Here is a 22,494-nt window from a genome sequence, read left to right as displayed (position 1 = left end):
GCGGAGGTGGTTAGTGCGCATAGGGTCCCTTTGAAGACAAATTGCCTTTAATGTAACAGTGGCAACGTCTTGGGTGCGCACCGTTGCGTCAGATCGGGTCAAACATCTCGCGGTCGATATAGCACCAGCCCCACGATTCGCCACGCTCCCCGGAGCGCATCATGGCGTGGCCGGTGCTGTGAAAATGTTTGGTGGCGTGACGGTTGGGCGACTGGTCGCAGCAGCCGACATGACCGCAGCTCAGGCATACGCGCAGATGTACCCAGCGGTCGCCGCTTTTCAGGCACTCCTCGCAGCCGTTGGTGTTGGCGTGATGCGTGTGAATCTGGTTGAAGTGCTGGCATTGATCGCCCATTGCGGCCTCCTGGAAAAAGGTTCAGTCTAGCGCGCGGTCACGGCGGGGAATCTCCCGTTCGGTTAGTGGCCGTCCCTGCCCCCCGCCCGCCCCGCCGTCATTCCCGCGAAGGCGGGAATCCATGCTGAATGTGCTCTGAGACGCTCTATGGATTCCCGCCTTCGCGGGAATGACGAGCGGGGGCTGAACGGCGGTTAGCTCACCAGCCCATTTTCTCGCGAATCAACGCCGTCAGTTGCGCGGCATTGGCCTGGTGCTGCTTGACGCGCGGATGGCCGCCAAACCCATTCCACGGGAAGACGATGGTGTCGATACGCTGGTCGCCCTGCTGCCGCATCTGGTCCACCGCCGTGCGCACATAGCCCGGCCACCTGGAGCCTTCCTTCACCGCATCCATGCTGCCCAGCGCGCAGACGATGTAAGCGTCAGGGTACAGCGCGCGGATCTTCTGCACGAACACGCGGTAAGCCGCGATGCGCTCACCATCCGCCGGCACCGGCGACAAACGCTTCTCACGGTCGATCAGCCAGCTATCGTTCTGAAACAGGTTGACCACCACCACATCCGGCGTCCACGACTTGAAATCCCATTTGCTGTCGTTGTTGCCCACCGCGCTAAGCTGGTCGTAGAAGTCCGGCATGGTGAACGGGAACCAGCTGACCATCACGCCAATGCCGCTTTGCGAAATGATATGCGCCTCCGCGTCCAGCGCGCGCGCCGTGATCGACGAGTAGGACATGAAATTATTCTTGTCCTTTAGCAGATGGTCCGGCCCATCGTCCGGCGATTCGTTGCCCATGCCGGTGGTGATCGAGTCGCCGAAAAATTCGATGCGCCGCTTCTTGCGCGGCGGCGGTGGCAGCAGCGCGCCGCCATCGGCCAGCTCCAGTCCCCGGAAGACAGTGCCGCCCTCCTCACCCTCGGTGCGCTTGGTGATGAGGAAGCTGTGCGCGCCCGGTTTCAAGCCGCTGGCGACCGGGTAGGTGGTGCTGCCCTGCTTCGCCTCGATCACCACCGGGCGGGTGTAGTCAGCGTCGATAAACACATTGAAGAAGTTCTTGCCCTGCTGGTCGTCCAGTTTGACGGCAAGGCTGCCGCCGCTGAAATTGCCGGCGATGCTGGTGCCGGGCCACGACAGCATGGGGCGCGCGCGGTCGGCAAAGTCGATGCGGCCCGTGTACTGCAACTGCGCGTTATCCGGCGCGATGGACACGCCCGCAAACGCCTGCCCCGTCAACAGCAATGCCACCAATGCAAACCTGAACTTCATCGATATGTCCCTGTCATGTTAAATTCATCGCAGCATACATCACACCGCTACGCGCCGCGAAAACGTGACGCGTAGCCGCTGGCGCGGAACTGCTCCACGATGTAGTCCACGAACACCCTCACCTTGGCCGGCACCAGCTTGCGGCTGGAATAGTAGATCGACAGCGAACGCGTTTCGGCGTGCCACGCCGGCAGCACGCGCACCAGTTGTCCACTGTCCAGCAACGGCAACACATGCGCCAGCGGCAGCATGGCGATGCCCATGCCGTCGGCGGCGGCGCGCGCCAGCGCTTCCGGATCGTCCATCACCGCCACTGGCCGCACGCTGGCGACCACCTCCTGCCCGGCAGCGTTCTTCAAAGTCCAAGGGGTCAGCCGTCCGGTGCTCAGGGAGCGCCGCAACAGGCCGCGATGCCGCGCCAGTTCCTGCGGCTGCGACGGCGCCGCATGCGCCTTCAGATACGCAGGCGACGCCACCAGCACGATATGCATCGACGCCAGTTCGCGCGCGATCAGCGCGTCGGTCAGTTCGATACCGCCACCGATGGCGACGTCGAAACCTTGGGCGATCAAATCGACCTGGCGGTTATCGAAATACAGGTCGGGCACCACGTCAGGATAGCGGCGCACAAACTCCTCCAGCAGCGGCACAAAGTAGGTCCGGCCGACCGTATGCGCCAGCGCCACCTTGAGCGTGCCTGCAGGCTTGCCCGCGCCCTGGCTCAGGTCCGTCAACGCATCGCCGATCTCGCTCCATGGCAGCCGCACCTGCCCGTACAGGCGCTCGCCGTCGGTGGTCAGCGACAGGCTGCGGGTGCTGCGCTGGAACAGGCGCACGCCGAGCCGCAATTCAAGGCGGTTGACGCTTTTGCTGACGGCGGCCGGCGTCAGTCCCAGCCGGCGCGCGGCCGCGGAGAAGCTGCCCTCGTCGGCGGAGGCGATGAAGGCGTCGAGATAGCTGCTTAATTCGGTGAACATGCGTCCATCTTATACCAATGGTTGAAACTGTACACGCCATTGTATGACTACAAAGATCAGCCGGTCCAGACCATACTGTGTTCATCAACCAACCCGAAAGGAAAACATCATGAACACCAAATTCAACGGCCAGGTCGCTTTCATCAACGGCGGTTCGCGCGGCATCGGCGCCGCTTCCGCCCGCCGCCTGGCGCGCGAAGGAGCCAGGGTCGCCATCGGCTACGCGGCATCGGCCATCGCCGCCGAAGCGCTGGTGGAGGAAATCAAGGCTGCCGGCGGCGAAGCGTTCGCCATCAAGGCCGACGCCTCGGACGCCGCCGCGCTGACCAATGCCATCGACACCGTGGCCGCGCGCTACGGCCGCCTGGACATCCTGGTCAACAGCGCCGGCGTGCTGCATCTCGGCCCGGTCGAACAATTCTCGCTGGCCGATTTCGACCGCACGCTGGCGGTGAATGTGCGCGGCGTATTCGTCGCCTCGCAGGCAGCGGCCAGGCACATGAAAGACGGCGGCCGCATCATCAACATCGGCAGCACCAATGCGCAACGGATGCCGTTTGAGGGCGGCGCGGCCTACGCGATGAGCAAGTCGGCGCTGGTCGGCCTGGTGAAGGGCATGGCGCGCGACCTTGGCGCACGCAATATCACCGTCAACAACATCGCGCCCGGCCCGGTGGACACGGATATGAATCCGGCCGACAGCGATTTCGCCACCGGCATGCATGGCCTGATGGCGCTGAAACGCCACGGCACGGCCGACGAAGTGGCAGCCATGGTGTCCTACCTTGCCGGGCCGGAAGCGGGCTTCGTCACCGGTGCCGACCTGCTGATCGACGGCGGCTTCGCGGCCTGAGCGGGATTACTTGCCAGCTGCTTCGACGTAGATTTCGTCGGCGCAGTTGGCGGTGCGGCCGCCGGCCGCCTTGGCGTTGCCGACCATCTGCGGCAGATCGCGGTCGGTGCTGAAGTCCAGCGGCAGCGCTACCCGGATCTCCTGCAAATATTTGCGCTGCGTGCACACCAGCGTAATGCTGTTGGCCACCTGGTCGCCGTAGCGCGCTTTCACGCGGTCGAAGAAGTCGTTCACGCGGAAGCTCTTGCCAGTGCTGCCGAGGACGATCTTGCCCACTTCCGAATCGTTCACCACGCGCACGGCCGACACGGCCTTGATGAAGTATTCGTCCGGCGGCAGCGACTGGCATTTGCCATGCTTGTTCCACTCATACGCGCCGAACGTGCGCTCGAAGTAGAAATTGGGCATCCACGGCGCCACCTTGTCGATGGTTTCCTTGCTGACCGAGAAGGCCGGGCCGTTGCAGCTGCCGTAGTTGGTGCCGCACTCCTTCTTGTTCGGCCACAGGCCGTGCAGGCTCAGGTTCTTCGCCTCCAGCTTGCCGCCGTTCATGGCGTCGCATTCTGGCTTTTTGCCTTTGTAGTTGACGTGTTCGCAGAAGCCGGGCTGCCAGGTGATGGCCAGCACGTAGCTGTCCTGCTGGTTAGGCAGCGAGCAGACTTCGCCGCCGCGCGCGGCGCGGTTGCCACGGTCGGCGCGATCCTCACGCGGCTCCAGCTCGGGCTTGCCGCATTCGCGCTGCACCCAGCGCAGCTTGGGTTCGGCGCCAGGCACGTCGATGCGCACCCAGTCGTAGTCCGCCTTGTTGATTTCGCGGACGGTGTAGGAGGCGCCGGCGGTGATGCTGACATTGCCCGGATTGCTGCGCTTGGCGAAGGAGGAATACGCTTCGCAGCTTTTGCTGGCGGTAAAACTGCCGCTGGCGGACTCGCTGGCGCTGACGCCCAGCGCGGTAAAAGCCAGCAGCGCTGCCGCGATGTAAACACGCATAGTTTCCCTTTGGAATTTGATCTGGATGCCAATATTGTACCGGAGGCCATCACACGGGCAGTAGTCCTACAAGCCGAGTGCAAACACGCCGATAGGGCGCAGCCTCAGGAATGGGTAACATGACAATTCGAGTCATCCAACCGAGGAGTCCAATATGAAACAATTCCATCTCACTGGTAAGTTCGCTTGTGCCCTGATCGCTACCGCCGCCTTCATCAGCGGCTGCCAGAAGAAAGAAGTCGATCCGCCACCAGTGCCGGAAGCGACCCCGGCGCCAGCGGCAACGCCAGCTCCGGTCACTCCGCCAGCGGCCACCCCAACTACTGAAGGCGGCGCGACCACCACGCAGCCTGACCCGAACGCACCGGCCACCACTACGCCGCCAGCGACCGAACCGCCGCCACCAGGCAAGTAAGCCGCAGGGCTGAAGGTTAGCGGCGCGCCGCCAGCCTTCGGCGCGCCGCGATTCGGCTGATCCGGCTCATTGGGCTTCGGCTCACTGGGCCTTGGCGCATTGGGCTTCGACTCGCCGGGTTTCGACGCATTGAGCTTCGACGCATTGAGCTTCGGTTCAGCGGCTGCGGCTCGCCGGGCTGCGGCGCCTTACTTCAAATCGCCGAAGGCGGCGGCAAAGGCGTCACGCGCTGCGTGCTGGGCGATATCCCGTCGCCAGATCAGCATGGTCTGCACGCGCGCCACGTCCTCCGGCAAGGTGTGCACACGCACCGATTTTGCCAGCTCGCGTTGCTTGAGCACTTCTCTCGGCATCATCGCCACGCCCATCCCGGCGGCCACGCAGCCGATGATGGCCTCAAACGTCCCAAATTCCGCAATCCGCGCCGGCGATACCTCCCCCTCGGCGAACCAGCGCTCCAGCCGCCGCCGATACGAACAGCCGCTGCGAAAACCCAGCAAGGTCCGCTTGGCCACATCGGCCGGCGATGCCACCGGGCCGTGCAGGCTGTCGGTCAACAACACCAGTTCCTCCTCGAACACCGGCAACTGCGCCAGCTCCGGCCGCTCGACCGGCGCCGCCACCAGCGCCACATCAACCCGGTGATTCAACACCGCCTGCACCAGGTAATCGGTCGGCCCGGTATCCAGCACCAGGTCCACCTGTGGGAACTGGCGGTGGAAACGCCCCAGCACCAGCGGCAGGCGCGCCGCCGCCGTGGTTTCCATCGAACCGATTTTGAGCTGGCCGGACGGCTGATGGTCGCCGCGCATCGCCTGCTGCGCCTCGTCGGCCAGTTGCAGCAGGCGCTCGGTGTACGCCAGCAGTCGCGCGCCCTCCTCGGTGATCAGCATGCGCCGGCCCGAACGGTGGAACAGGCTGACGCCAAGCGACTCCTCCAGCTGCGTCAGCCGGGCGGAGACGTTCGATTGCACGCGGTTCAGGCGCGCCGCCGCCTGTGTGACGCCGCCCTCCTCGGCCACGGTTTTAAAGATGCGCAGGGCTGAAAGTTCCATCATCGTTCTCAATTAAAGAATCACCGATTCAGTATAATTCATTTTTAATGATGCGCAAGCCGGGCTATATTGGCTACATCGACTTACGGAGCATCATCATGCAACCCCTGATACTGCTGGCGTGCAGTTTCGCCTTCATCATCGTTCAGCTCGATGTCACCATCGTCAACGTGGCGTTGCCGGAGATCGGCCGCGAGTTGCAGGCCGGCGTCAGCCAGCTGCAATGGGTGGTGGACGCCTACACGCTCGGCTTTGCCGTCTTCCTGCTGTCGGCCGGCGCGGTTGGCGACCGCTTCGGCTCGCGCGCCGTGTTCCTCGGCGGCTTCGCGCTGTTCACGCTTGCTTCGCTGGCCTGCGCCGTGGCGCCGGACGCGCTGACGCTCAACCTGGCCCGCGCCGTGCAAGGCATCGGCGCGGCGCTGCTGGTGCCGAGCTCGCTCGCCATTCTCAACGCCGTCTACGCCGGCGACCGCAAAATGCTGGCCAAGGCCATCGCCTGGTGGACGGCGGCCGGCGGCGTCTCGATTGCGGCCGGCCCGGTGCTGGGCGGCGTGCTAATGTCGGCTTTCGGCTGGCGCAGCATTTTCTGGGTGAATATTCCGGTCTGCGCCATCGGCTTCTGGCTGACGCTGCGCGTGGTGCCGGCGATCCGCCACCACGGCCCTGCCCGCCACTTCGACCTGCCGGGCCAGGTGCTGGCCATCATCGCGCTCACCGCCTTCATCGGCGCGGTGATCGAAGTGCACGCGCTGGGCCTGACGCATATGGCAGTCATCGGCGCCTTCATCGTGGCGCTGGTGGCCGGCGTGCTGTTCGTGCTGGTCGAACGCCGCAGCAAGGCGCCGATGCTGCCGCTGCGGCTGTTCAAGCTGAACGGTTTCACGCCGGCGGTGCTGTTCGGCGTATTCGTCAACTTCGCCTACTACGGCGTGATCTTCATTCTCAGTTTTTACCTGCAAACAGTGCGCGGCTTTTCGGTGCTGCACGCCGGGCTGATTTTCCTGCCGCTGACCGGCACTTTTTTGTTCGCCAACATCGCCAGCGGCTGGCTGCAAGCCCGCGTCGGCTCGCGCCAGCCGATGATTATCGGTGGCCTGATCGGCGCCAGCGGTTACGCGCTGCTGGCCGTGTTCGGCATCTCGGACAGCGCCGGCTTCTGGGCCATGCTGCCCGGCCTGGCCCTGATCCCGGCCGGCATGGGGCTGGCGGTGCCGGCCATGACCACCGCCATCCTGGCCTCGGTGGAGCGCAGCCAGGGCGGCACCGCCTCGGCGGTATTGAACACGGCGCGCCAGGTCGGCGGCGCCATGGGCGTGGCCGTGTACGGCGCGCTGGTCGCAACGCCGGCCACAGCTGCTATCCTGTCGGGCATTCATATTGCGCTGGGCGTCTCGACCGCCCTGCTGCTCGGCGGCGCGCTGCTGGCCGTATCAAGCAATTTTAACCAAGGAGAAAAGCTATGCCATTCGTAAATATCCGCATCACCAATGAAGGCGCCACCGCCGAGCAAAAGCAGGAACTGATTCAGGGCGTGACCGACCTGCTGCAAAAGGTGCTCAACAAGAACCCGGCCACCACCTTCGTCATCATCGACGAAGTGGAAACCGATAACTGGGGCGTGGCCGGCACCGCCGTCACCACGCTGCGCAAGCGCGCGGCTGAGGCCGCAAAATAAACTTGTCGTGGACAGGCTGTGCGAAAAATAAAAGTATTTTTATGATTCGCACAGCACGATTGAAAATGCGGCGCTTCAACAAACTTTTTCGCTACAGTGGATTTGGAATTGATTCCATCAACGGAGGCCCCCATGCAAACGCAATACGATCCCAACTACCTGCTCGACAATATCTCCCTTAAGCTCAACCTGAAGAACGATGCCGCGCTGGCGCGCACGCTGGAAGTCACGGCGCCGATGATCAGCAAGGTGCGCAACTTCCGCATGCCGGTCGGCGCATCGCTGCTGATCCGCATGCACGAGGTGACCGGCATGCCGGTGCGTGAACTGCAAAATCTGATGGGTGACCGCCGCAACAAGTTCCGCCTGTCGGGTGCGCAAGGCCGGCCTGGCAAGCAGTCGACAGCGCTACAGTGACACCACCGGCGACTGCAATACCGTCTCCAGCAGTACAGTGAAATCTGCCGGCTTGGTCATGTGAAGATCGAACCCGGCGGCAATAACGCGCGCTTTTGCCTCATCATCGCTCCAGGCGGTAAAGGCGATCAGCAGCGGTTGCGGAATATGGCGCATCTCACGGATGCGCTCGGCAACCTGGTAGCCGTTCATCAGCGGCATGCCGATATCGAGGAAGATCAAATCCGGGTGCAGGCGCTCCACCGCCGCCAAGCCCTCCTCGCCGTCATACGCGACATCGGTGGCATGGCCATGCAGCGCCAGCACCTGGGCCAGCAAGTCGGCCGCGTCGCGGTTATCGTCCACGATCAAAATCCGACGCTGCGTTGCTGCTTGCGGCATCATGTCTCCTTGCGATGTAGCGTATGCAGGCATGGTAAGCCAGCGCGCGCCGGTCTCCAGTAAGCCTGAAGCTTGTCGACAAGTAGGAGAATGCCCGGCTCAACCCGACCGCTCACCGGCGTAAGGCCGGCAATCGAGCGGAATGTCGACAATGAAGGTGGTGCCGGCGGCGGCCGAGCTGTCCACCGCCACGCTGCCGCCGTGGCCCTCTGCCACCGAGCGCACATATGGCAGGCCGATGCCCCACCCTTCGGCCATCTGGCCCTCGCCCTCGCGGCGCAAGTATTCGAAGATACGTTCGCGCTGGTCCTCGGCAATCGGATGGCCGGTGTTGTGCACGCTGAGCATGAGCCGTCCCCGGTCATTGGTGGCCTTGAGCCGGATAACGCCACCGTCGCCATACTTGACGGCGTTGGTGATCAGGTTTTCCAGCGCGCGGTAGAGCGAGCTGCGGCACCAGTGGCCGACCATCGATATGCTGCTGACCTCGACACGTTCATCGCCGCCGATGTTGAACTGCTGGGCGGCGCTGATCAGCAGGTCACGGATATCGAACACCGACAACACCAGCGGCAGCCTGGCGGCGCGTTCAAAGGTCAGCACATCGACCAGCTGCGCCAGCATCAGCTGCATGCGCTTGGCGCCCACCTCGATCTTGCCGGCCATGCGGCGCGCGGCATCCAGGTCCGGGCTGCGGGCGATCAGTTGCGTGGCAGCCAGTATCAGCGACAGCGGATTGCGCATATCGTGCGACAGCGTGGCCGCCAGCCGCTCGCGCATGCGCTCGTGGATCAGCGCGAACTCGCGGATGGCGTCGCGCACGGCGACATCGATCGACACCTCCACCACGCGCCACTCCTCGGCCGCGAAGCGCAGGCCGTTGCGGCTGGCGGCGGTGGCGATGGCGTCGCGGAACAGCTGGTATTCGAGAATGATCTGGTCGGCGCGAAAGGTGGTCATGCGCGCCCGCTCGCCGCCGTGGGCGGACATCGAGGTGGTGTTGTCGGCGCCATGCCGGCGCGGATAGGACGGCGTCAGCGCCTCGGCGATATTGTCGTAGAACGCCGGCAGCGTGTTGACCAGGATCGGGCCGGACACGGCTTGCGCCTCGTCGATATGGTCGCGCACACCGGCTTCCCACAGGTCGAACACCTGCTGGCGCATGGCAAGCATGGCCTTTGAGGTGGCGGACAGTCCGGCTTCGTCGTCTTTTTGATCCGTCGCTAGGGTCATGGGCGGCTTCCTCTCAGTGCAGCCGCCAGCTTAGCCCAAAACCCGGCGCGATATCGTGCAAGACCGCACTAAGCCGTGCTGGCGCGGTCTTTTTGCCGGCGCCGCAGCTACCAGGTGCCGGCGCTGGCGCCGCCATCGACCGGCAGAATGGCGCCGCTGGTGAAGCTGGATTCGGTCAGGTACAGCACCGCGTTGACGATATCGTCGGTCACGCCGGTCGCGCCGCCTGGCGACAGCGTGCGGAAGAACGCCTGCGTGGCCTCGTCCTGGCTATGCATCGGCGTGGCGATGATGCCCGGCGCCACCGCGTTCACCCGGACGTTGGACGCGGCCAGCTCGATCGCCAGCGCGCGGGTGGCATGATTCAGCCCGCCTTTGATCAGCACCGGCAGCAACGCCGGCACTTTCACGTTCGGCTGCATCGCAATGCTGGCGGTGATATTGACAATGTGGCCCGAACGGTTGGCGCCCATGTGCGCGGCCGCCTGCTGGGTCGGGAAGAACATGCCCTTCAGGTTGGTATCGAGCAGCGCCTCCAGATCGTCCTCCGTATAGTCGCCGACCGGCTTGGCGATAAAGATGCCGGCGTTGTTGACCAGGATGTCCACCTTGCCGAAAGCGTCGACGGCGCGCGCGAACAACGCCGTGGCGGTGGCCGCGCTGGCAATATCGCCCGGCACCAGCACGAAGTTGGCGGGATTGCCCAACTTGTCGGCCGCCTGCTTCAGGCGCGCAATGGTGCGGGCGTTGCCGACCACGTTGTAGCCGCGTTTCAGGTAGGCCTCGGCCAGCGCAAAGCCGATGCCGCTGGAGGCGCCGGTGATAATCACTGTCTTGCTCATGATGTGTTTCCTTTCAAAACTGGTTGGTGTAAGCAAACTATACTTTTGCGCCACACCTTGATAAAGACAGGGAAACACAAAACAATTGATACACCACGTAATCAATCTCCGACCATGAAACGCCAATTCGACGATGTCCTGCTCGGCAGCATCGAGCTGTTCTGCCTGGCGGCGGAACTCTCCAGCTTTACCGCCGCCGCCGCCAGCGCCGGCGTCACGCCGGCCGCCGTCAGCCGCTCGGTCGCCCGGCTCGAAGAGCGGCTGGGCGTGCGCCTGTTCGTCCGCACCACGCGCCAGATCCGCCTGACCGACAGCGGCCGCGCCTACTTCGAGCAATGCCGGCAGGCGCTGTCGCAGCTGTCCGAGGCCGAACGGCAGATCACCGGCGCCCAGGTCCAGCCCGCCGGCCCGCTGCGCATCAGCGCGCCGACGCCTTACGCGCACTACCGGCTGCTGCCGCTGCTGGCGGAATTCCGTCGCCGCTATCCCGGCGTCACCATCGACATCCACGTCAGCAACGGCAACATCGACTTTGCCGACGAGGGCTACGACCTGGCCATCCGTGGCCGCGCGCCGGCCGACTCCAACCTGGTCGCCCGCAAGCTGGAAGACGCCGAACTGGTGCTGGTCGCCGCCCCCGCCTACCTGAAGCGGGCCGGCACGCCGCAATCGCTGGACGAACTCGGCCGGCACGAATGCATCCAGTTCGACCTGCCCAGCACCGGCAAGCGCATCCCGTGGCCATTCATGCGCGACGGCCGGCAGATCGACGTCGTCACGCACGGCGGCTTGTGCTGTTCCGAGGACGTGCTCGGCGTCGTCACGCTGGCGCGCGCCGGCGCCGGCCTGGTGCAGACCTACCGCTTCATCGTCGAACAGGACCTGGCCAGCGGCGCGCTGGTCGAACTGCTGCCCCAGCACGGCGGCGCATCGCGGCCATTCCTCCTGCTGTATCCGCATGCGCGCCACCTGTCGCTGCGGGTGCGCACGCTGGTCGACTTCCTTGTTGGCAATAAATAACTTCCGTCATGCCAGCTATACCCAAATGTTATTGATAATGATTTTTTTGGCATTGGAGAACATACGAGCACTGCTATAGCATTACAAGATTAAGAAAACTTCCAGAGACACCCATGCCCGCACCCATTTCCAGCGCCACCAGTTCCGTGCAAGCGCACGCCAACGGCACCAGCAACCGCGCCGTCCTGTCGCTGCTGACCAGCCTGTTCTTCACCTGGGGCTTCATCACCGTCATCAACAACACGCTGCTGCCGCACCTGCGCAGCGTGTTCGACCTCAACTACACGCAAACCACGCTGATCGAATCGGTCTGGTTCATCGCCTACTTCTTCGCCTCGATTCCGTCGGCGCGCCTGATCGAGCGCATCGGCTACCAGAAATCGATGGTGTTCGGCCTGGTCATGATGGCTGCCGGCGCGCTGCTGATGATCCCGGCCGCGCGCATGCCGTCCTACGGCGTCACGCTGATGGCGCTGTTCGTCATCGCCTGCGGCATCACGCTGCTGCAAGTGTCGGCCAACCCGTATGTGGCGGTGCTCGGCTCGCCGGAAACCGCGTCCTCGCGCCTGAACCTGGTGCAGGCGTTCAACTCGCTGGGCGCGACGCTGGCGCCGCTGTTCGGCGCCTACCTGATCCTCGGCCGCTCCAACTCCGGCACCGCCGAAGCCGGCCGCGTGCTGACCCAGGCCGAACGCCTGGCCGACGCCCAGGCGGTGCAACTGCCCTACCTGATCGTCGCCTGCGTGCTGGTGATTCTGGCGCTGGTCATCGCCCGCTTCAAGATGCCGTCGATGCACCACGGCGCCACCAGCCGCGTGTCGGACGCCGAGCGTGAAAAGCTGTCGCTGTGGAAGCACCGCAACCTGGTGTTCGGCATCCCGGCCATCTTCATTTACCTGATCGCTGAAATCGGCGTGGCCAACCTGTTCATCAACTTCACCGCCCAACCTGAAATTGGCGGCCTGAGCCACGAGCAAGGCGCGCACTACCTGTTCCTGCTGTGGGGCGGCATGCTGGTCGGCCGTTTCGTCGGCGCGTGGGCGATGAACAAAACCAGCGCCGAGCGCGTGCTGGCCTTCTGCGCGATCGGCGCCTTTATCGTGATGATGATTGCCGCGCTGGGCACCGGCAGCGTCGCCATGTGGGCGCTGATCTCGGTCGGCCTGTTCCACTCGGTCATGTTCCCAACCATCTTCACGCTGGGCATCAAGGGCCTGGGCCCGCTGACCGAAGAAGGCGCCGGCCTGCTGATCATGGCCATCGCCGGCGGCGCGCTGGTGGTGGTGCAAGGCTGGCTGGCCGACACCGTCGGCCTGCAACTGTCCTTCCTGCTGACCGCGCTGTGCGAACTGTACGTGCTGTTCTACGCCGTCTGGGGCTCGAAAGCCACCAACGCCTTCCCGGCCGAAAAAGCCGCGTAAGCAACGGCGGCCACAGCGCGCTCCCGCCCGAATGCCTGCCTCGCGCAGGCATTTTTTGGCGGTCAGAAGTATTTAAGCCAGGTGATGTCGCGGCGGCGCGCTTTGAGGCGGGAATACCATGCTGTCGGCACATACAGCACGGGCAGCAAGACCGCGTACCACAGCCAGATCCAGTTGAAGTGATCCAGGCCGAAACTCACGCCATGCGTCGGTCCCCAGATAAAGAACGCAACGTGGTACAGCGCCCGCAGCACATACATGTGCAAGATGTAGAAGAACATCGGCGCGCCGCCGAACACCGCCAGCGCGGTCAGCCACGGATGGCCCTGCCAGCGCTCGAACAGCGCCAGCAACACCACCCCTATGCCCAGCGTTTGTAGCAGGAACAGCAAGGACGGCGGATATTTGGTCAGCGCGATGAATCCCATCACCGTGTGCCGCGCCGAGTCGTGCACCAGCCAGGGCTGGTCGCCGTAGACGTTCAGCGCACGCAGCGCCACCACGCCGCCAGCATCGACACACCCAGCACCAGCAGGCGACGCACGCGCTGCCCGCCATCCGTGTCGCGCTCGAACCAGGCGCCCAGCAGATAGCCAAGCACGATCACGCCGATCCACGGCAGCACCGGATACGAGGTGCGCGCGGCCGCGCCAAACGGCAAGGCGATCAGGTCGCGCTGGTGCAGCATGGCCCAGGCGATGAAGCCGGGTTCATCCGGCGTCAAGCGGATGCCGTCGAGCAGGTTGTGGCCACACACAATCAGCAAGCCCAGCGCCAGCAGCAATTTCTTCGGCAGGTAGATCAGGCCGGCCAGGGCGATCATGCACAGCCCGATGGCCCAGATGACCTGGAGCCAGAACGTCATCGGCAGCTTGACCGTCCAGGCCAGCGTGATGAGCAGGACGTCGATCGCCATCAGCAGCAGGCCCCGTTTAACCAGATAGCTGGCGGTTTCCGCCCTGGTATGGTTCTGGCCATACAGGTAGGCGCCGAGGCCGGTCAGCGCCACGAATATCGGCGCGCACAGATTGGTGGCCAGGCGCATGAAGAACAGCGCCGGTTCCACCGTGAGCGGGTTGACCGGGTCGCTGACGTTCATGTACAGATACCAGTTCTCGCGGATATGGTCGATCAACATGATCACCATCACGAAGCCGCGCAACGCGTCCAGGCTCTGCAACCGGCGCCGGTTCACGGCGATGGCCGCCGCATCGGCGCGCTGCGGCGGTCGAATAATTGATGCAATGTTTTCCAATTGATACTCCGGCCCGTTCGACAAAGGGTAAATGATAACCGGTTATCGATAAGAACAAAAGGCCGGGGCCGGCCGCAGCCTTGGCAACTTATTGATCCAGCACGCGGTAGGTCAGCGTGTAGTTGTTGCCGTACATCGGCGCGGCAGCGCCGGCCGGCGCCGCTGCCTGGTAGCGGACCAGCGCCAGGTAGATGCCGGATTTCGTCAACGGCAGCGCGACTTTGCCGTCGGCATCGGTCGATACATTCTGCACCGTGCTCTGGCTGGCCAGGTCCATCGGCGAGCGATAGATGCTGACCTTCTGGTTCGGCAACGGCTTGCCGTTGTACTGCACGGTGAACTCGAACTTCTCGTTGACGAACAGATCGCTAGGATGCGTGATGGCGACGATTTCCAGCCCCTTGCCCACCGGCGCCAGCGCTTTCGCCGATGGCTTGCCGGCCGTGACGTAGGCCTCGGACACCGACAGCGACTGGTAGTGACTCAGCAACTTGGCGTCGGCCGGCATCGCCTGCTGCGGATCGCGCGCGCTTTCGGTCTTGCCATTGCGCTCCCAGGTGCGGAACACCGCGCCCAGCCGCGGCCCGGTGCTGAGGCGGTAGGTACCCTTCTCATCGGGCAGCTTTTGCTCGGCCACCGTGCGCTGCTTGAACTGGCGGATGTCGCCGAACGGAATGCGCGCGCCTTCCGGCGTCACGATGGCAAACTCGGTGGCGCCAAAAGCCACGTCCGGAATGAAGAACTTCTCGGTAAAGCCGGCATCGACGCCGATCGTGTCCTTCGGCTGCACGTCAAAGCTGATCGGCAGCAGGTATGGCGTGTGGGCCTGCGCCGTCAGCGCGACGAGGCACGATGCGGCGAGCAGGCCGCGCAGCAACAATGGTCGTTTCATGATTTTTCTCCGTCTGTTTTATCGATCTTGCCGTCGCCGTTGGTATCGGTGCGCTTAAAGGTTTTTTCGGCGATGGCGTTCTCCTCGTCGAGCGTCAGCTTGCCGTCGTGGTCGGTGTCGAGGATCTTGAAGCGCACGTGCGCCTGCTTGATCGAGGCGGCGTAGCGTTCGTCCTGCGGGCGGTCGGCGTATTGCTGCTTCAGGCGGCCTTCGAATTCGGCCACGTACTCGTCTTCGCTGAGCCAGCCGTCGCGATTCGTGTCGGCGGACGTGAAGCGCTGCTTGCGCACGGTGTCGTATTCGGCGCGCGTTACCACGCCGTCGCGGTTGGCGTCGAAGCCGCCGATGAAGGCCGACAGCCCATGGCCGCCGGCCGGTGCTGCTGGCCCGTCGGCCGGCGGGGCTTGCGTGGTCGACGCGCAGGCCGCCGTCATGGCTGCCACCGCCAGCGCGATGGCCAGGCGGCCGGCGTGCCTGCCGCGTGGGCTTTTTTGGTTTTCCATCTTGAGTCCTCTGAGAAGTTAGAACGCCATATTCAAGGTTAGCGCCGCGGTGCGACCCGGTTCGGTCAGCAGTTCGATGTCGCGGCGGTCGCGCGCGACCGATGGTTGCAGCGTGCGCGTGCTGGAATAATCCCAGTAGCGCTTGTCGCCGAGGTTGTAGACGCCGACATCGAGCCGCAGGTTCTTGCTGATCTGCCAGTAGCTGGTCAGGTCGAACGCGGCATAGCCCGGCACGCCGAACAGGACCGTGGTGGAATCGGTCAGCACCGGCCCGGAGTTGTTGTAGGCATCGCGGTTGGTCGCCACCGCCCGCTTGCCGGCGCTGAAGGTGCCGGTCAGATTCAGGCCCCACGCCTTCTGCGGCGCGTCGTAGCCGGCGCCAATGATGGCCTTGCGCGGCAACACGGACTCGATCGGCACATCCTTGTCGCCGGCGTAGTTGGACTTGGCGGTGCCGCGGCTCAGGCCCACAGCCCAGGTCGAATAGAAACCTCGGGCGCCGGGACTCCACTGCCCGTGATCCAGCCGCGCGCTCAGTTCGAAGCCGTAGATTTTGGCATCGTCACGATTCTCGGCCTGGTAAATGGTGCCGATGTGCGCCGGCATGTCTGCAAACAGCGCCGGGAACAGCGCGCGCGTGTAGCGCGTGTAAGCGATGAAGTCCTTGTACCTGGTGTAGAACAGCGAGGTGTTCAAGGTCACGCCCTGCGCCGGCTTGCCCTTCAGGCCGACTTCAAAGGCGTCGCTGGTTTCCTCTTTCAGGTTGCGGTTGCCGACCAGCGCATATTGGTTGCTGGCGACGTAGTTGCTGGTCATGTTCCACGAACCAAAGATTTCGCCGGCCGACGGCGCCCGGCCGCTGCGCTTGTACTGCGCATACGCGAGAAAGCCCGGCGTCAGGTTATAGCTCAGTCCAAGGCTGGGACTCCAGATGACGTTGCTCGGGCTGCCGTACAGCTTTTCCACATCGGCCGGCGTCAGCGGCGCCGAGACGAAGTTGGCGAGGTTGCGCATCTTGATCTTGACGTAATCGGCGCGCAATGCCGGGATCAGCGCCAGGCGGTGGCCGCCGACGTCGAAGCTGATGTCATCCTGCACGAAGAAGCCGGCGCGCTCGGTGGTGGTGTCGGGTTGCGGCTTCATGTAGCCGACCACGTTCCAGCGCCGCTCCACGTCCGCCGTCGAGACATTGACACCATAGCTCAGATAGTGCTGCTCCAGCCGCTTGCTGGCCACGCTCGACAAGCCCCAGCTGCGGGTCTTGTTCTCGGAAATATTGCGCACTGTGGCCTTGCTGGCCACGGTGGTGGTATCGGTCGTGTCTTCCGTATCGGTGCTCTGGAAATACAGGCGCGTATCGGCCAGGTCGAGCCAGGCGTTATTCGGCGTCCACTGGTGCGTCAGCTGTAGCGTGTTGCGGCTGGTGTCGCTATCCTGCCGCGAATTCTCGGTGATGACGGTGCTGGTGGTATCCCACCCATTGAAAACGGTATCGTTCTTGCGGCGGTACAGGTCCGCCGACAGCTCCAGCCGGTTGGCCGCGTCGATGCGCAGGCCGCCCTTGAGCAGCAGCGCGTCCGAGTGCCAGTCGTCGGGCATGCTGTCGATGACGTCGCTGTTGTTGCGGGTGGCGTGGCCATCGCGGCGCGAGTAGCTGACCAAGCCGTCGAGGTTGCCGCTTTTGCCGGCTGCGGTGACGCTCTCGTTCCACGACCGGTCGGCCGAGTCGTAGCCCAGCTTGCCGCCGAAGTAAGAAGTCTTGCCGCCGCGCAGATAGTCGTCGGCCGACTTGGTCTTAAAGCTCACCGCGCCGCCAATGCCGCCCGCCGAGCGCCGCGCCGACGTGGTGCCGGAAAGGATGCTGACGGTGGAGAACATCTCCGGATCGATGAAGTCGCGGCCGACGCCAAAGGTATTGGCGCCAACACGGCTGACGTAAGGGCGCGTGGTGGCCTCGGGCATTTCCACGCCATCGACATCCATGCCGACGCGGTTGCCCTCAATGCCGCGAATATTGTAGCCGGTGGTGCCGGAACGGTCGAAGCTGCTGCGATTGCGCGTGGCGCCGGCGGCGGTGCCCGGCGCCGACACCAGCGGCTGGTTGCGCACTACGTCTTTCATATTATTGGCGCGGTCAAGTTCGTCGCCGCTGATGGTGGTGGCCGTGCCCGGCTCGGCCTGCTCGGTCACATCAACCTGCGGCAACACCTGGGTAACGCGCTCCTGCGCGCACGCGGACGCCAGGAACAGGGAAGAGATGGCAAGCGCCAGGCGCCGTTTCGGGAATGCATCCCGCATAGCAAATCCAGTCATAAAATCGTTTCATCGTTGTTGTTATTAGCTGGATACCTGGGGGATTTCTGGCTGGCACGCAATCATATATTAAATGAGAATCATTTACATCCATATATATGAATAACCATGATGCTTGTCGTGGACAAAGCGTTCAAAAAATGCAACAGCGTCTCTGCCGAATGGCTGCTCAATGTCAATTCAGCCACGCAAGGTTGTAAAATATACATTGATTCGCACTTCACTGTGCAGCACTCCAGAGGAGAAGGCATGGTCCCATCCCGCGGCCTATTGGTTTCACTGGTTTTAAGCACGCTTGCCGGTTGCGCCTACGCGCAGCAACCAGCCGCCATCCCTGCCCCGCAGCGCGCGCCGGATACGATGGAGGCGCGCACCCTGGCCTGCGTCGGCTGTCACGGCGACAAGGGCCGCGGCGTCGCCAACGTCTACTTCCCGCGCCTGGCCGGCAAGCCGTCCGGCTACCTGTACAACCAGCTGGTCGCGTTCCAGGAAGGCCGCCGCCGCTATGCGCCGATGAACTATCTGCTGGCCTACCTGCCGCCCGCCTACCTGAAGCAGATGGCCGACTATTTCGCCGCGCAGAGTCCCGATCCGATCGCCGTCACCGCGCCGGCCGCGCCGGCCGCCACCATCGCCCAGGGCCAGCAAATCGTCACCAAGGGTCTGCCGGAGAAGAAAATCCCGGCCTGTACCACCTGTCACGGCGCCGCGCTGACCGGCCGCGAACCGGGCATTCCCGGCCTGCTCGGCCTGCGCACCGATTACGTCAGCGCGCAGCTGGGCGCGTGGCGCTACGGCACCCGCACGGCGCTGGCGCCGGACTGCATGCAAATCATCGCCGCCACCTTGTCCGAACCGGAAGTGGCAGCCGTCTCGGCCTACCTGTCGACGCTGCCGGTGCCGGCCAACGACAAGCCGGCCCCGGCCGACAGCACGCAATTGCCGATGGGCTGCGGCAGCCAGGGTCGGCACGCTCCGGCCGCCACGGCGGGAGCCAGGCCATGAAGCGCGCGCTGCTGACCGTCTTCCTGCTGCTGGTGCTGGCCGCCGGCGCCGCCTGGTGGCTGATGAACCGCGGCTCGCCGGCGCCCGAAACCATCATCGACACCGCGCAGGTCGAGCGCGGCAAATACCGGCGCAGGCCGGCGACTGCATCGCCTGCCATACCGTGCCGGGCCAGGCCATTTTCTCCGGCAACCGGGCCATGCCCACGCCGTTCGGCAACCTGTACGCGCCCAACATCACGCCGGACAAGGAAACCGGCATCGGCAAGTGGACCCCGGCGCAGTTCTACGACATGCTGCACACCGGCCGTTCGCCGGACGGAAAGCTGCTCTACCCGGCCATGCCGTTCGCCTCCTACACCAAGGTGACGCGCGCGGATTCCGACGCCATCTTCGCCTACCTGATGTCGGTGCCGCCGGTGCGCAAGGCCAACCGCGAGCACGAGCTGCGCTTCCCGTACAACAACCGCAGCCTGCTGATCGGCTGGCGCACGCTGTACTTCCAGGAAGGCGAATACCAGCCCGACCCGCAGCAATCGGTCGAATGGAACCGCGGCGCCTATCTGGTGCAGGGCCTGGGCCACTGCGCCATGTGCCACTCGCCGATCAACGCGCTGGGCGGCTCGGCCGAAGCCAAGGCCTTCCAGGGCGGCCTGATCCCGATGCAGAACTGGTATGCGCCGTCGCTGACCTCCAACCGCGAGGCCGGCCTCGGCAACTGGGAATTGCAGGACATCATGGACCTGCTGCAAACCGGCGTCTCGCATCGCGGCACCGTCTACGGGCCGATGGCGGAAGTCACCTTCAACAGCCTGCAGCACCTGACCGACGCCGACGTCAAGGCGATGGCGGTCTACCTGAAGAGCCTGCCGGGCGACGATCCGCCGGCCCCGCCGCCGCCGGCGCTGACCAACGATGTCCAGCAGCAGTTCGCCGAAGGCCAGCGCATTTACGAGGCGCAGTGCGCCAGCTGCCACGCGGCCGACGGGCGCGGCATGCCGCCGCACTTCCCGCCGCTGGCCGCCAACCAGTCAATCCTGATGAGTTCGTCGGTGAACCCGGTGCGCATGATCCTCAACGGCGGCTACCCGCCCGGCACGCGCAAGAACCCGATGCCATATGGCATGCCGCCGTTCGCCCAGGACCTGAACGACGCGCAGGTGGCCGCCGTGGCCACCTACATCCGCAACGCCTGGGGCAACGGCGCCACGCCGGTGACCTCGCAACAAGTCAACCAGCTGCGCAGCGCGCTGCTTGAATAGGAGGACAGCAATGATCGTGGAACCCGATACGCCGGCGGACAACGCGGCGGCCGAGCAGCAGCGCGTGGACGCCATCGTGGCGCAGGGACCGGGCGGCGCCTTCGCGCTGGCGGGGGTGGCGGTGGCGATCGTCATGCTGATCTGGTTTGCCTTTTATTTCCTGGTGTTCGTCGCCCGCGGAGGTGCCTAGATGAGCGAGCAACAGCATACCGCCGCCCACGTCGCCGAGCAGGCGGAAACCCGCTGGGTGTGGGTGGTGGGCATCGTCGTCGCCACGCTGCTGTGCATGATGGGCTACATGAGCCTGCACTGGATCACGATGCCGCCGCAGCGCATGGAAACCGTCAATCCCGGCACGCTGCACCTGGCCGGCGAATTCGTCGAGGCCAACCTCGGCAGCGCCGCCGAGGACGATGGCAGCGTCACCGTGCGCCTGGTCGGCAGCCAGTATTCGTTCACGCCGCAATGCGTGCTGGTGCCGGTCGATACGCCGGTGACGATACGCTCGACCAGCGCCGACGTGGTGCACGGCTTCAGCGTCACCAACACCAATATCAACGTCAACCTGGTGCCCGGCTATGTCTCGACCTTCCAGGCGCGCTTCAGGCAAACCGGCGAGCACACCATGCCCTGCCACGAGTTCTGCGGCACCGGCCACGCCGCCATGTGGGCCCACGTCAAGGTGGTCGACAAGGAAACCTTCGCGCGCCTGGCGCAACAGAAACGGAGGCTGAGCTGTGCTGAACGTTCCTAACCGGCGCCTGGTGCTGGCCCATTTCTGGCTGGCCTTCATCGCCTTCTTCTTGGCGCTGCTCCTCGGCGAATGGCAGATGTATATCCGCAGCCCGCTGGCGGGCTGGCTGGGCAATCCCGAGCTGTACTACCGCTCCGTCACCGCGCACGGCTCGGCCATGGGCTATGTGTTCCCGACGCTGGTGGCGATGGGCTTCGGCTACGCCATCGTCGAGCTGGCGCTGAAGCAGGCGCTGGTCGGCCTGAAATGGGCCTGGGCCGGCTTCGGCCTGGTGGTGGCCGGCACCATCGTCGCCATGGTGCCGGTGGCGCTGGGCAAGGCCTCGGTGCTGTACACCTTTTACCCGCCGTTGATCGGCAACGCCTTCTACTACATCGGCGTGGTGCTGGTGGTGGTCGGCTCGTGGATCTGGGTGGCGCTGATGGCGCTCAACCTGCGCGCGTGGCGCCGCAACCATCCGGGCGAGACGGTGCCGCTGGCGATGTTCGCCAACAACGCCGGCGCCTACCTGTGGGCCTGGACCTCGGTCGGCGCGGCGGTTGAGATCCTGTTCCTGATCCTGCCGGTGGCGCTCGGCTTCAAGACGACCATCGACGCCGGCCTGGCGCGGGTATTTTTCTCGTGGACGCTGCACGCCATCGTCTACTTCTGGCTGATGCCGGCCTACATCGCCTTCTACACGCTGGTGCCGCGCGCCATCGGCGGGCGGCTGTACAGCGACGCCATGGCGCGCATCTCCTTCATCCTGTTCCTGGTGTTCTCGATGCCGATCGGCGTCCACCATCTGTTCCAGGACCCGCAGGTCGGCACCGGCGTCAAGTTCCTGCATGCCGTGTTCACCGGCATGGTGTCGGTGCCGACGCTGCTGACCATCTTCACCATCTGCGCCTCGGTCGAAATCGCCGGCCGGTTGCGCGGCGGCAGCGGCAAGTTCGCCTGGATCGGCAAGCTGCCGTGGAAGAACCCGCTGATGCTGGCGGTGGCGCTGTCGTTCATCATGCTTGGCTTTGGCGGCGCTGGCGGTTTAATCAACATGAGCTACCAGCTCGACTTCGCCATCCACAACACGCAGTGGATCACCGGCCACTTCCACCTGATCTTCGGCGGCGCCATCGTCATCATGTACTTCGCCGTCGCCTACGACCTGTGGCCGCACCTGACCGGCCGCGCGCTCGACTGCTGGAAGCTGATGCGCGTGCAGCTGTGGCTGTGGTTTGTCGGCATGATGGTGGTGACGCTGCCATGGCACTGGGTCGGCATTCTCGGCATGCCGCGCCGCATGGCCTACTACGACTACACGGCCGCCGACCTGGCGCCGATGGCGGTTTCGGTCATCATCACCTTCACCGGCGGGCTGATGCTGCTGGCCTCGGGCGTGCTGTTCCTGTGGATCTTGTTGCGCGGCCACCGCGGCGCGCGCATCGAATTGCCGCAGTTCCGCTTCAGCGCGCCGGTGCACGCGACCGGCCGCATTCCGGCCGCGCTGAACGGCTTCGCGCTGTGGCTCGCGCTGATGGTCGGCCTGAGCCTGATCAACTACGGCTTCCCGATCGCGCAGCTGCTCAACACCCCGAATACCGCCGTGCCGGCCGTTCCGATCAGGTGAT

25 protein-coding genes are annotated in these 22,494 nt (G+C 64.5%); 12 read left to right on the top strand and 13 right to left on the bottom strand.

What is annotated here, in order from left to right; translation table 11 throughout:
- Positions 1 to 88: 88 nt before the first annotated feature.
- From ACRQ5J_RS12330 to ACRQ5J_RS12320, 3 genes are all read right to left on the bottom strand, one after another.
- On the bottom strand, positions 89 to 355 hold the full coding sequence (locus ACRQ5J_RS12330) for a UBP-type zinc finger domain-containing protein (protein WP_432383544.1): 267 nt from the start codon (positions 353 to 355) through the stop codon (positions 89 to 91).
- A gap of 199 nt (positions 356 to 554) precedes the next feature.
- Positions 555 to 1,625 (bottom strand): SGNH/GDSL hydrolase family protein, encoded by a 1,071-nt coding sequence (locus ACRQ5J_RS12325; RefSeq protein WP_432383543.1) that lies wholly within the window; start codon positions 1,623 to 1,625, stop codon positions 555 to 557.
- A gap of 47 nt (positions 1,626 to 1,672) precedes the next feature.
- Positions 1,673 to 2,602, bottom strand: a complete 930-nt coding sequence (locus tag ACRQ5J_RS12320; protein WP_432383542.1) for a LysR family transcriptional regulator — start codon at positions 2,600 to 2,602, stop codon at positions 1,673 to 1,675.
- Positions 2,603 to 2,711: 109 nt separating this feature from the next.
- On the opposite strand from ACRQ5J_RS12320, the gene ACRQ5J_RS12315 reads away from it, so the two are divergent.
- Entirely contained in the window at positions 2,712 to 3,455 is a 744-nt protein-coding gene (locus ACRQ5J_RS12315; protein WP_432383541.1) for an SDR family oxidoreductase, read from the top strand.
- 6 nt (positions 3,456 to 3,461) lie between these two features.
- Here ACRQ5J_RS12315 and ACRQ5J_RS12310 read toward each other — a convergent pair whose 3' ends face one another.
- Positions 3,462 to 4,445, bottom strand: coding sequence for a ribonuclease T2 family protein (locus tag ACRQ5J_RS12310; protein WP_432383540.1), 984 nt, complete (start codon positions 4,443 to 4,445; stop codon positions 3,462 to 3,464).
- A 154-nt stretch (positions 4,446 to 4,599) separates the two neighbouring features.
- On the opposite strand from ACRQ5J_RS12310, the gene ACRQ5J_RS12305 reads away from it, so the two are divergent.
- A complete protein-coding gene (locus ACRQ5J_RS12305; protein WP_432383539.1) occupies positions 4,600 to 4,860 on the top strand; it encodes a hypothetical protein in 261 nt (86 codons plus the stop codon).
- A gap of 188 nt (positions 4,861 to 5,048) precedes the next feature.
- Here ACRQ5J_RS12305 and ACRQ5J_RS12300 read toward each other — a convergent pair whose 3' ends face one another.
- The gene (locus tag ACRQ5J_RS12300) at positions 5,049 to 5,915 is read right to left on the bottom strand and encodes a LysR substrate-binding domain-containing protein (RefSeq protein ID WP_432383538.1); all 867 of its coding nucleotides are present in this window, start codon (positions 5,913 to 5,915) and stop codon (positions 5,049 to 5,051) included.
- A gap of 98 nt (positions 5,916 to 6,013) precedes the next feature.
- On the opposite strand from ACRQ5J_RS12300, the gene ACRQ5J_RS12295 reads away from it, so the two are divergent.
- The 3 genes from ACRQ5J_RS12295 to ACRQ5J_RS12285 all read left to right on the top strand — a co-directional run bounded on the left by ACRQ5J_RS12295 (position 6,014) and on the right by ACRQ5J_RS12285 (position 8,007).
- Positions 6,014 to 7,387 carry an MFS transporter gene (locus tag ACRQ5J_RS12295; protein ID WP_432383537.1) on the top strand — a complete coding sequence of 458 codons (1,374 nt, stop codon included), beginning with the start codon at positions 6,014 to 6,016 and terminating at the stop codon, positions 7,385 to 7,387.
- The gene (locus ACRQ5J_RS12290) at positions 7,375 to 7,590 is read left to right on the top strand and encodes a 2-hydroxymuconate tautomerase family protein (protein ID WP_432383536.1); all 216 of its coding nucleotides are present in this window, start codon (positions 7,375 to 7,377) and stop codon (positions 7,588 to 7,590) included. Before ACRQ5J_RS12295 ends, ACRQ5J_RS12290 begins: the two co-directional genes overlap by 13 nt.
- A gap of 132 nt (positions 7,591 to 7,722) precedes the next feature.
- Positions 7,723 to 8,007: a hypothetical protein gene (locus tag ACRQ5J_RS12285; protein WP_432383535.1), complete on the top strand. Its 285-nt coding sequence runs from the start codon at positions 7,723 to 7,725 to the stop codon at positions 8,005 to 8,007.
- Here the strand turns inward: ACRQ5J_RS12285 and ACRQ5J_RS12280 are convergent.
- From ACRQ5J_RS12280 to ACRQ5J_RS12270, 3 genes are all read right to left on the bottom strand, one after another.
- Positions 7,999 to 8,388 (bottom strand): response regulator, encoded by a 390-nt coding sequence (locus tag ACRQ5J_RS12280; RefSeq protein WP_432383534.1) that lies wholly within the window; start codon positions 8,386 to 8,388, stop codon positions 7,999 to 8,001. The genes ACRQ5J_RS12285 and ACRQ5J_RS12280 overlap by 9 nt on opposite strands.
- Before the next feature lie 99 nt (positions 8,389 to 8,487).
- Positions 8,488 to 9,621: a sensor histidine kinase gene (locus tag ACRQ5J_RS12275; protein WP_432383533.1), complete on the bottom strand. Its 1,134-nt coding sequence runs from the start codon at positions 9,619 to 9,621 to the stop codon at positions 8,488 to 8,490.
- Between the two features lie 107 nt (positions 9,622 to 9,728).
- Positions 9,729 to 10,463, bottom strand: a complete 735-nt coding sequence (locus ACRQ5J_RS12270; protein WP_432383532.1) for an SDR family NAD(P)-dependent oxidoreductase — start codon at positions 10,461 to 10,463, stop codon at positions 9,729 to 9,731.
- A gap of 114 nt (positions 10,464 to 10,577) precedes the next feature.
- Between ACRQ5J_RS12270 and ACRQ5J_RS12265 the strand changes: the two genes are divergently transcribed.
- On the top strand, positions 10,578 to 11,483 hold the full coding sequence (locus ACRQ5J_RS12265; RefSeq protein WP_432383531.1) for a LysR family transcriptional regulator: 906 nt from the start codon (positions 10,578 to 10,580) through the stop codon (positions 11,481 to 11,483).
- A 113-nt stretch (positions 11,484 to 11,596) separates the two neighbouring features.
- The gene (locus ACRQ5J_RS12260) at positions 11,597 to 12,904 is read left to right on the top strand and encodes a sugar MFS transporter (protein ID WP_432383530.1); all 1,308 of its coding nucleotides are present in this window, start codon (positions 11,597 to 11,599) and stop codon (positions 12,902 to 12,904) included.
- Between the two features lie 62 nt (positions 12,905 to 12,966).
- Here the strand turns inward: ACRQ5J_RS12260 and ACRQ5J_RS12255 are convergent, their stop codons facing one another.
- The 5 genes from ACRQ5J_RS12255 to ACRQ5J_RS12235 form a co-directional block, all read right to left on the bottom strand.
- Entirely contained in the window at positions 12,967 to 13,407 is a 441-nt protein-coding gene (locus tag ACRQ5J_RS12255; protein WP_432383529.1) for a hypothetical protein, read from the bottom strand.
- Positions 13,386 to 14,159: a DUF1624 domain-containing protein gene (locus tag ACRQ5J_RS12250; protein ID WP_432383528.1), complete on the bottom strand. Its 774-nt coding sequence runs from the start codon at positions 14,157 to 14,159 to the stop codon at positions 13,386 to 13,388. Before ACRQ5J_RS12250 ends, ACRQ5J_RS12255 begins: the two co-directional genes overlap by 22 nt.
- An 88-nt stretch (positions 14,160 to 14,247) precedes the next feature.
- Complete coding sequence (locus ACRQ5J_RS12245) at positions 14,248 to 15,051, bottom strand: DUF4198 domain-containing protein (RefSeq protein WP_432383527.1); 804 nt, start codon at positions 15,049 to 15,051, stop codon at positions 14,248 to 14,250.
- Positions 15,048 to 15,554, bottom strand: a complete 507-nt coding sequence (locus tag ACRQ5J_RS12240) for an EF-hand domain-containing protein (RefSeq protein ID WP_432383526.1) — start codon at positions 15,552 to 15,554, stop codon at positions 15,048 to 15,050. Before ACRQ5J_RS12240 ends, ACRQ5J_RS12245 begins: the two co-directional genes overlap by 4 nt.
- Positions 15,555 to 15,572: 18 nt before the next feature.
- Complete coding sequence (locus tag ACRQ5J_RS12235; protein ID WP_432383525.1) at positions 15,573 to 17,852, bottom strand: TonB-dependent hemoglobin/transferrin/lactoferrin family receptor; 2,280 nt, start codon at positions 17,850 to 17,852, stop codon at positions 15,573 to 15,575.
- 264 nt (positions 17,853 to 18,116) lie between these two features.
- Between ACRQ5J_RS12235 and ACRQ5J_RS12230 the strand changes: the two genes are divergently transcribed.
- From ACRQ5J_RS12230 to ACRQ5J_RS12210, 5 genes are read left to right on the top strand one after another with little or no spacing between them, the layout of a single operon-like run.
- The gene (locus ACRQ5J_RS12230) at positions 18,117 to 18,872 is read left to right on the top strand and encodes a c-type cytochrome (RefSeq protein ID WP_432383524.1); all 756 of its coding nucleotides are present in this window, start codon (positions 18,117 to 18,119) and stop codon (positions 18,870 to 18,872) included.
- A gap of 55 nt (positions 18,873 to 18,927) precedes the next feature.
- Entirely contained in the window at positions 18,928 to 20,133 is a 1,206-nt protein-coding gene (locus ACRQ5J_RS12225; protein ID WP_432383523.1) for a c-type cytochrome, read from the top strand.
- Positions 20,134 to 20,143: 10 nt separating this feature from the next.
- Positions 20,144 to 20,323, top strand: a complete 180-nt coding sequence (locus tag ACRQ5J_RS12220; protein WP_432383522.1) for a hypothetical protein — start codon at positions 20,144 to 20,146, stop codon at positions 20,321 to 20,323.
- Positions 20,324 to 20,887, top strand: a complete 564-nt coding sequence (locus ACRQ5J_RS12215; protein WP_432383521.1) for a cytochrome C oxidase subunit II — start codon at positions 20,324 to 20,326, stop codon at positions 20,885 to 20,887.
- Positions 20,871 to 22,493, top strand: coding sequence for a b(o/a)3-type cytochrome-c oxidase subunit 1 (locus tag ACRQ5J_RS12210; RefSeq protein WP_432383520.1), 1,623 nt, complete (start codon positions 20,871 to 20,873; stop codon positions 22,491 to 22,493). The genes ACRQ5J_RS12215 and ACRQ5J_RS12210 overlap by 17 nt, the downstream gene beginning before the upstream one ends.
- Position 22,494 lies beyond the last annotated feature (1 nt).

Origin of the sequence: Duganella sp. P38 (assembly GCF_050859475.1) — a bacterium.
GTDB lineage: Bacteria > Pseudomonadota > Gammaproteobacteria > Burkholderiales > Burkholderiaceae_D > Rugamonas.
The sequence above is the reverse complement of the archived record's forward strand: the minus strand, read 5'-3'. Positions and strand labels throughout refer to the sequence as shown.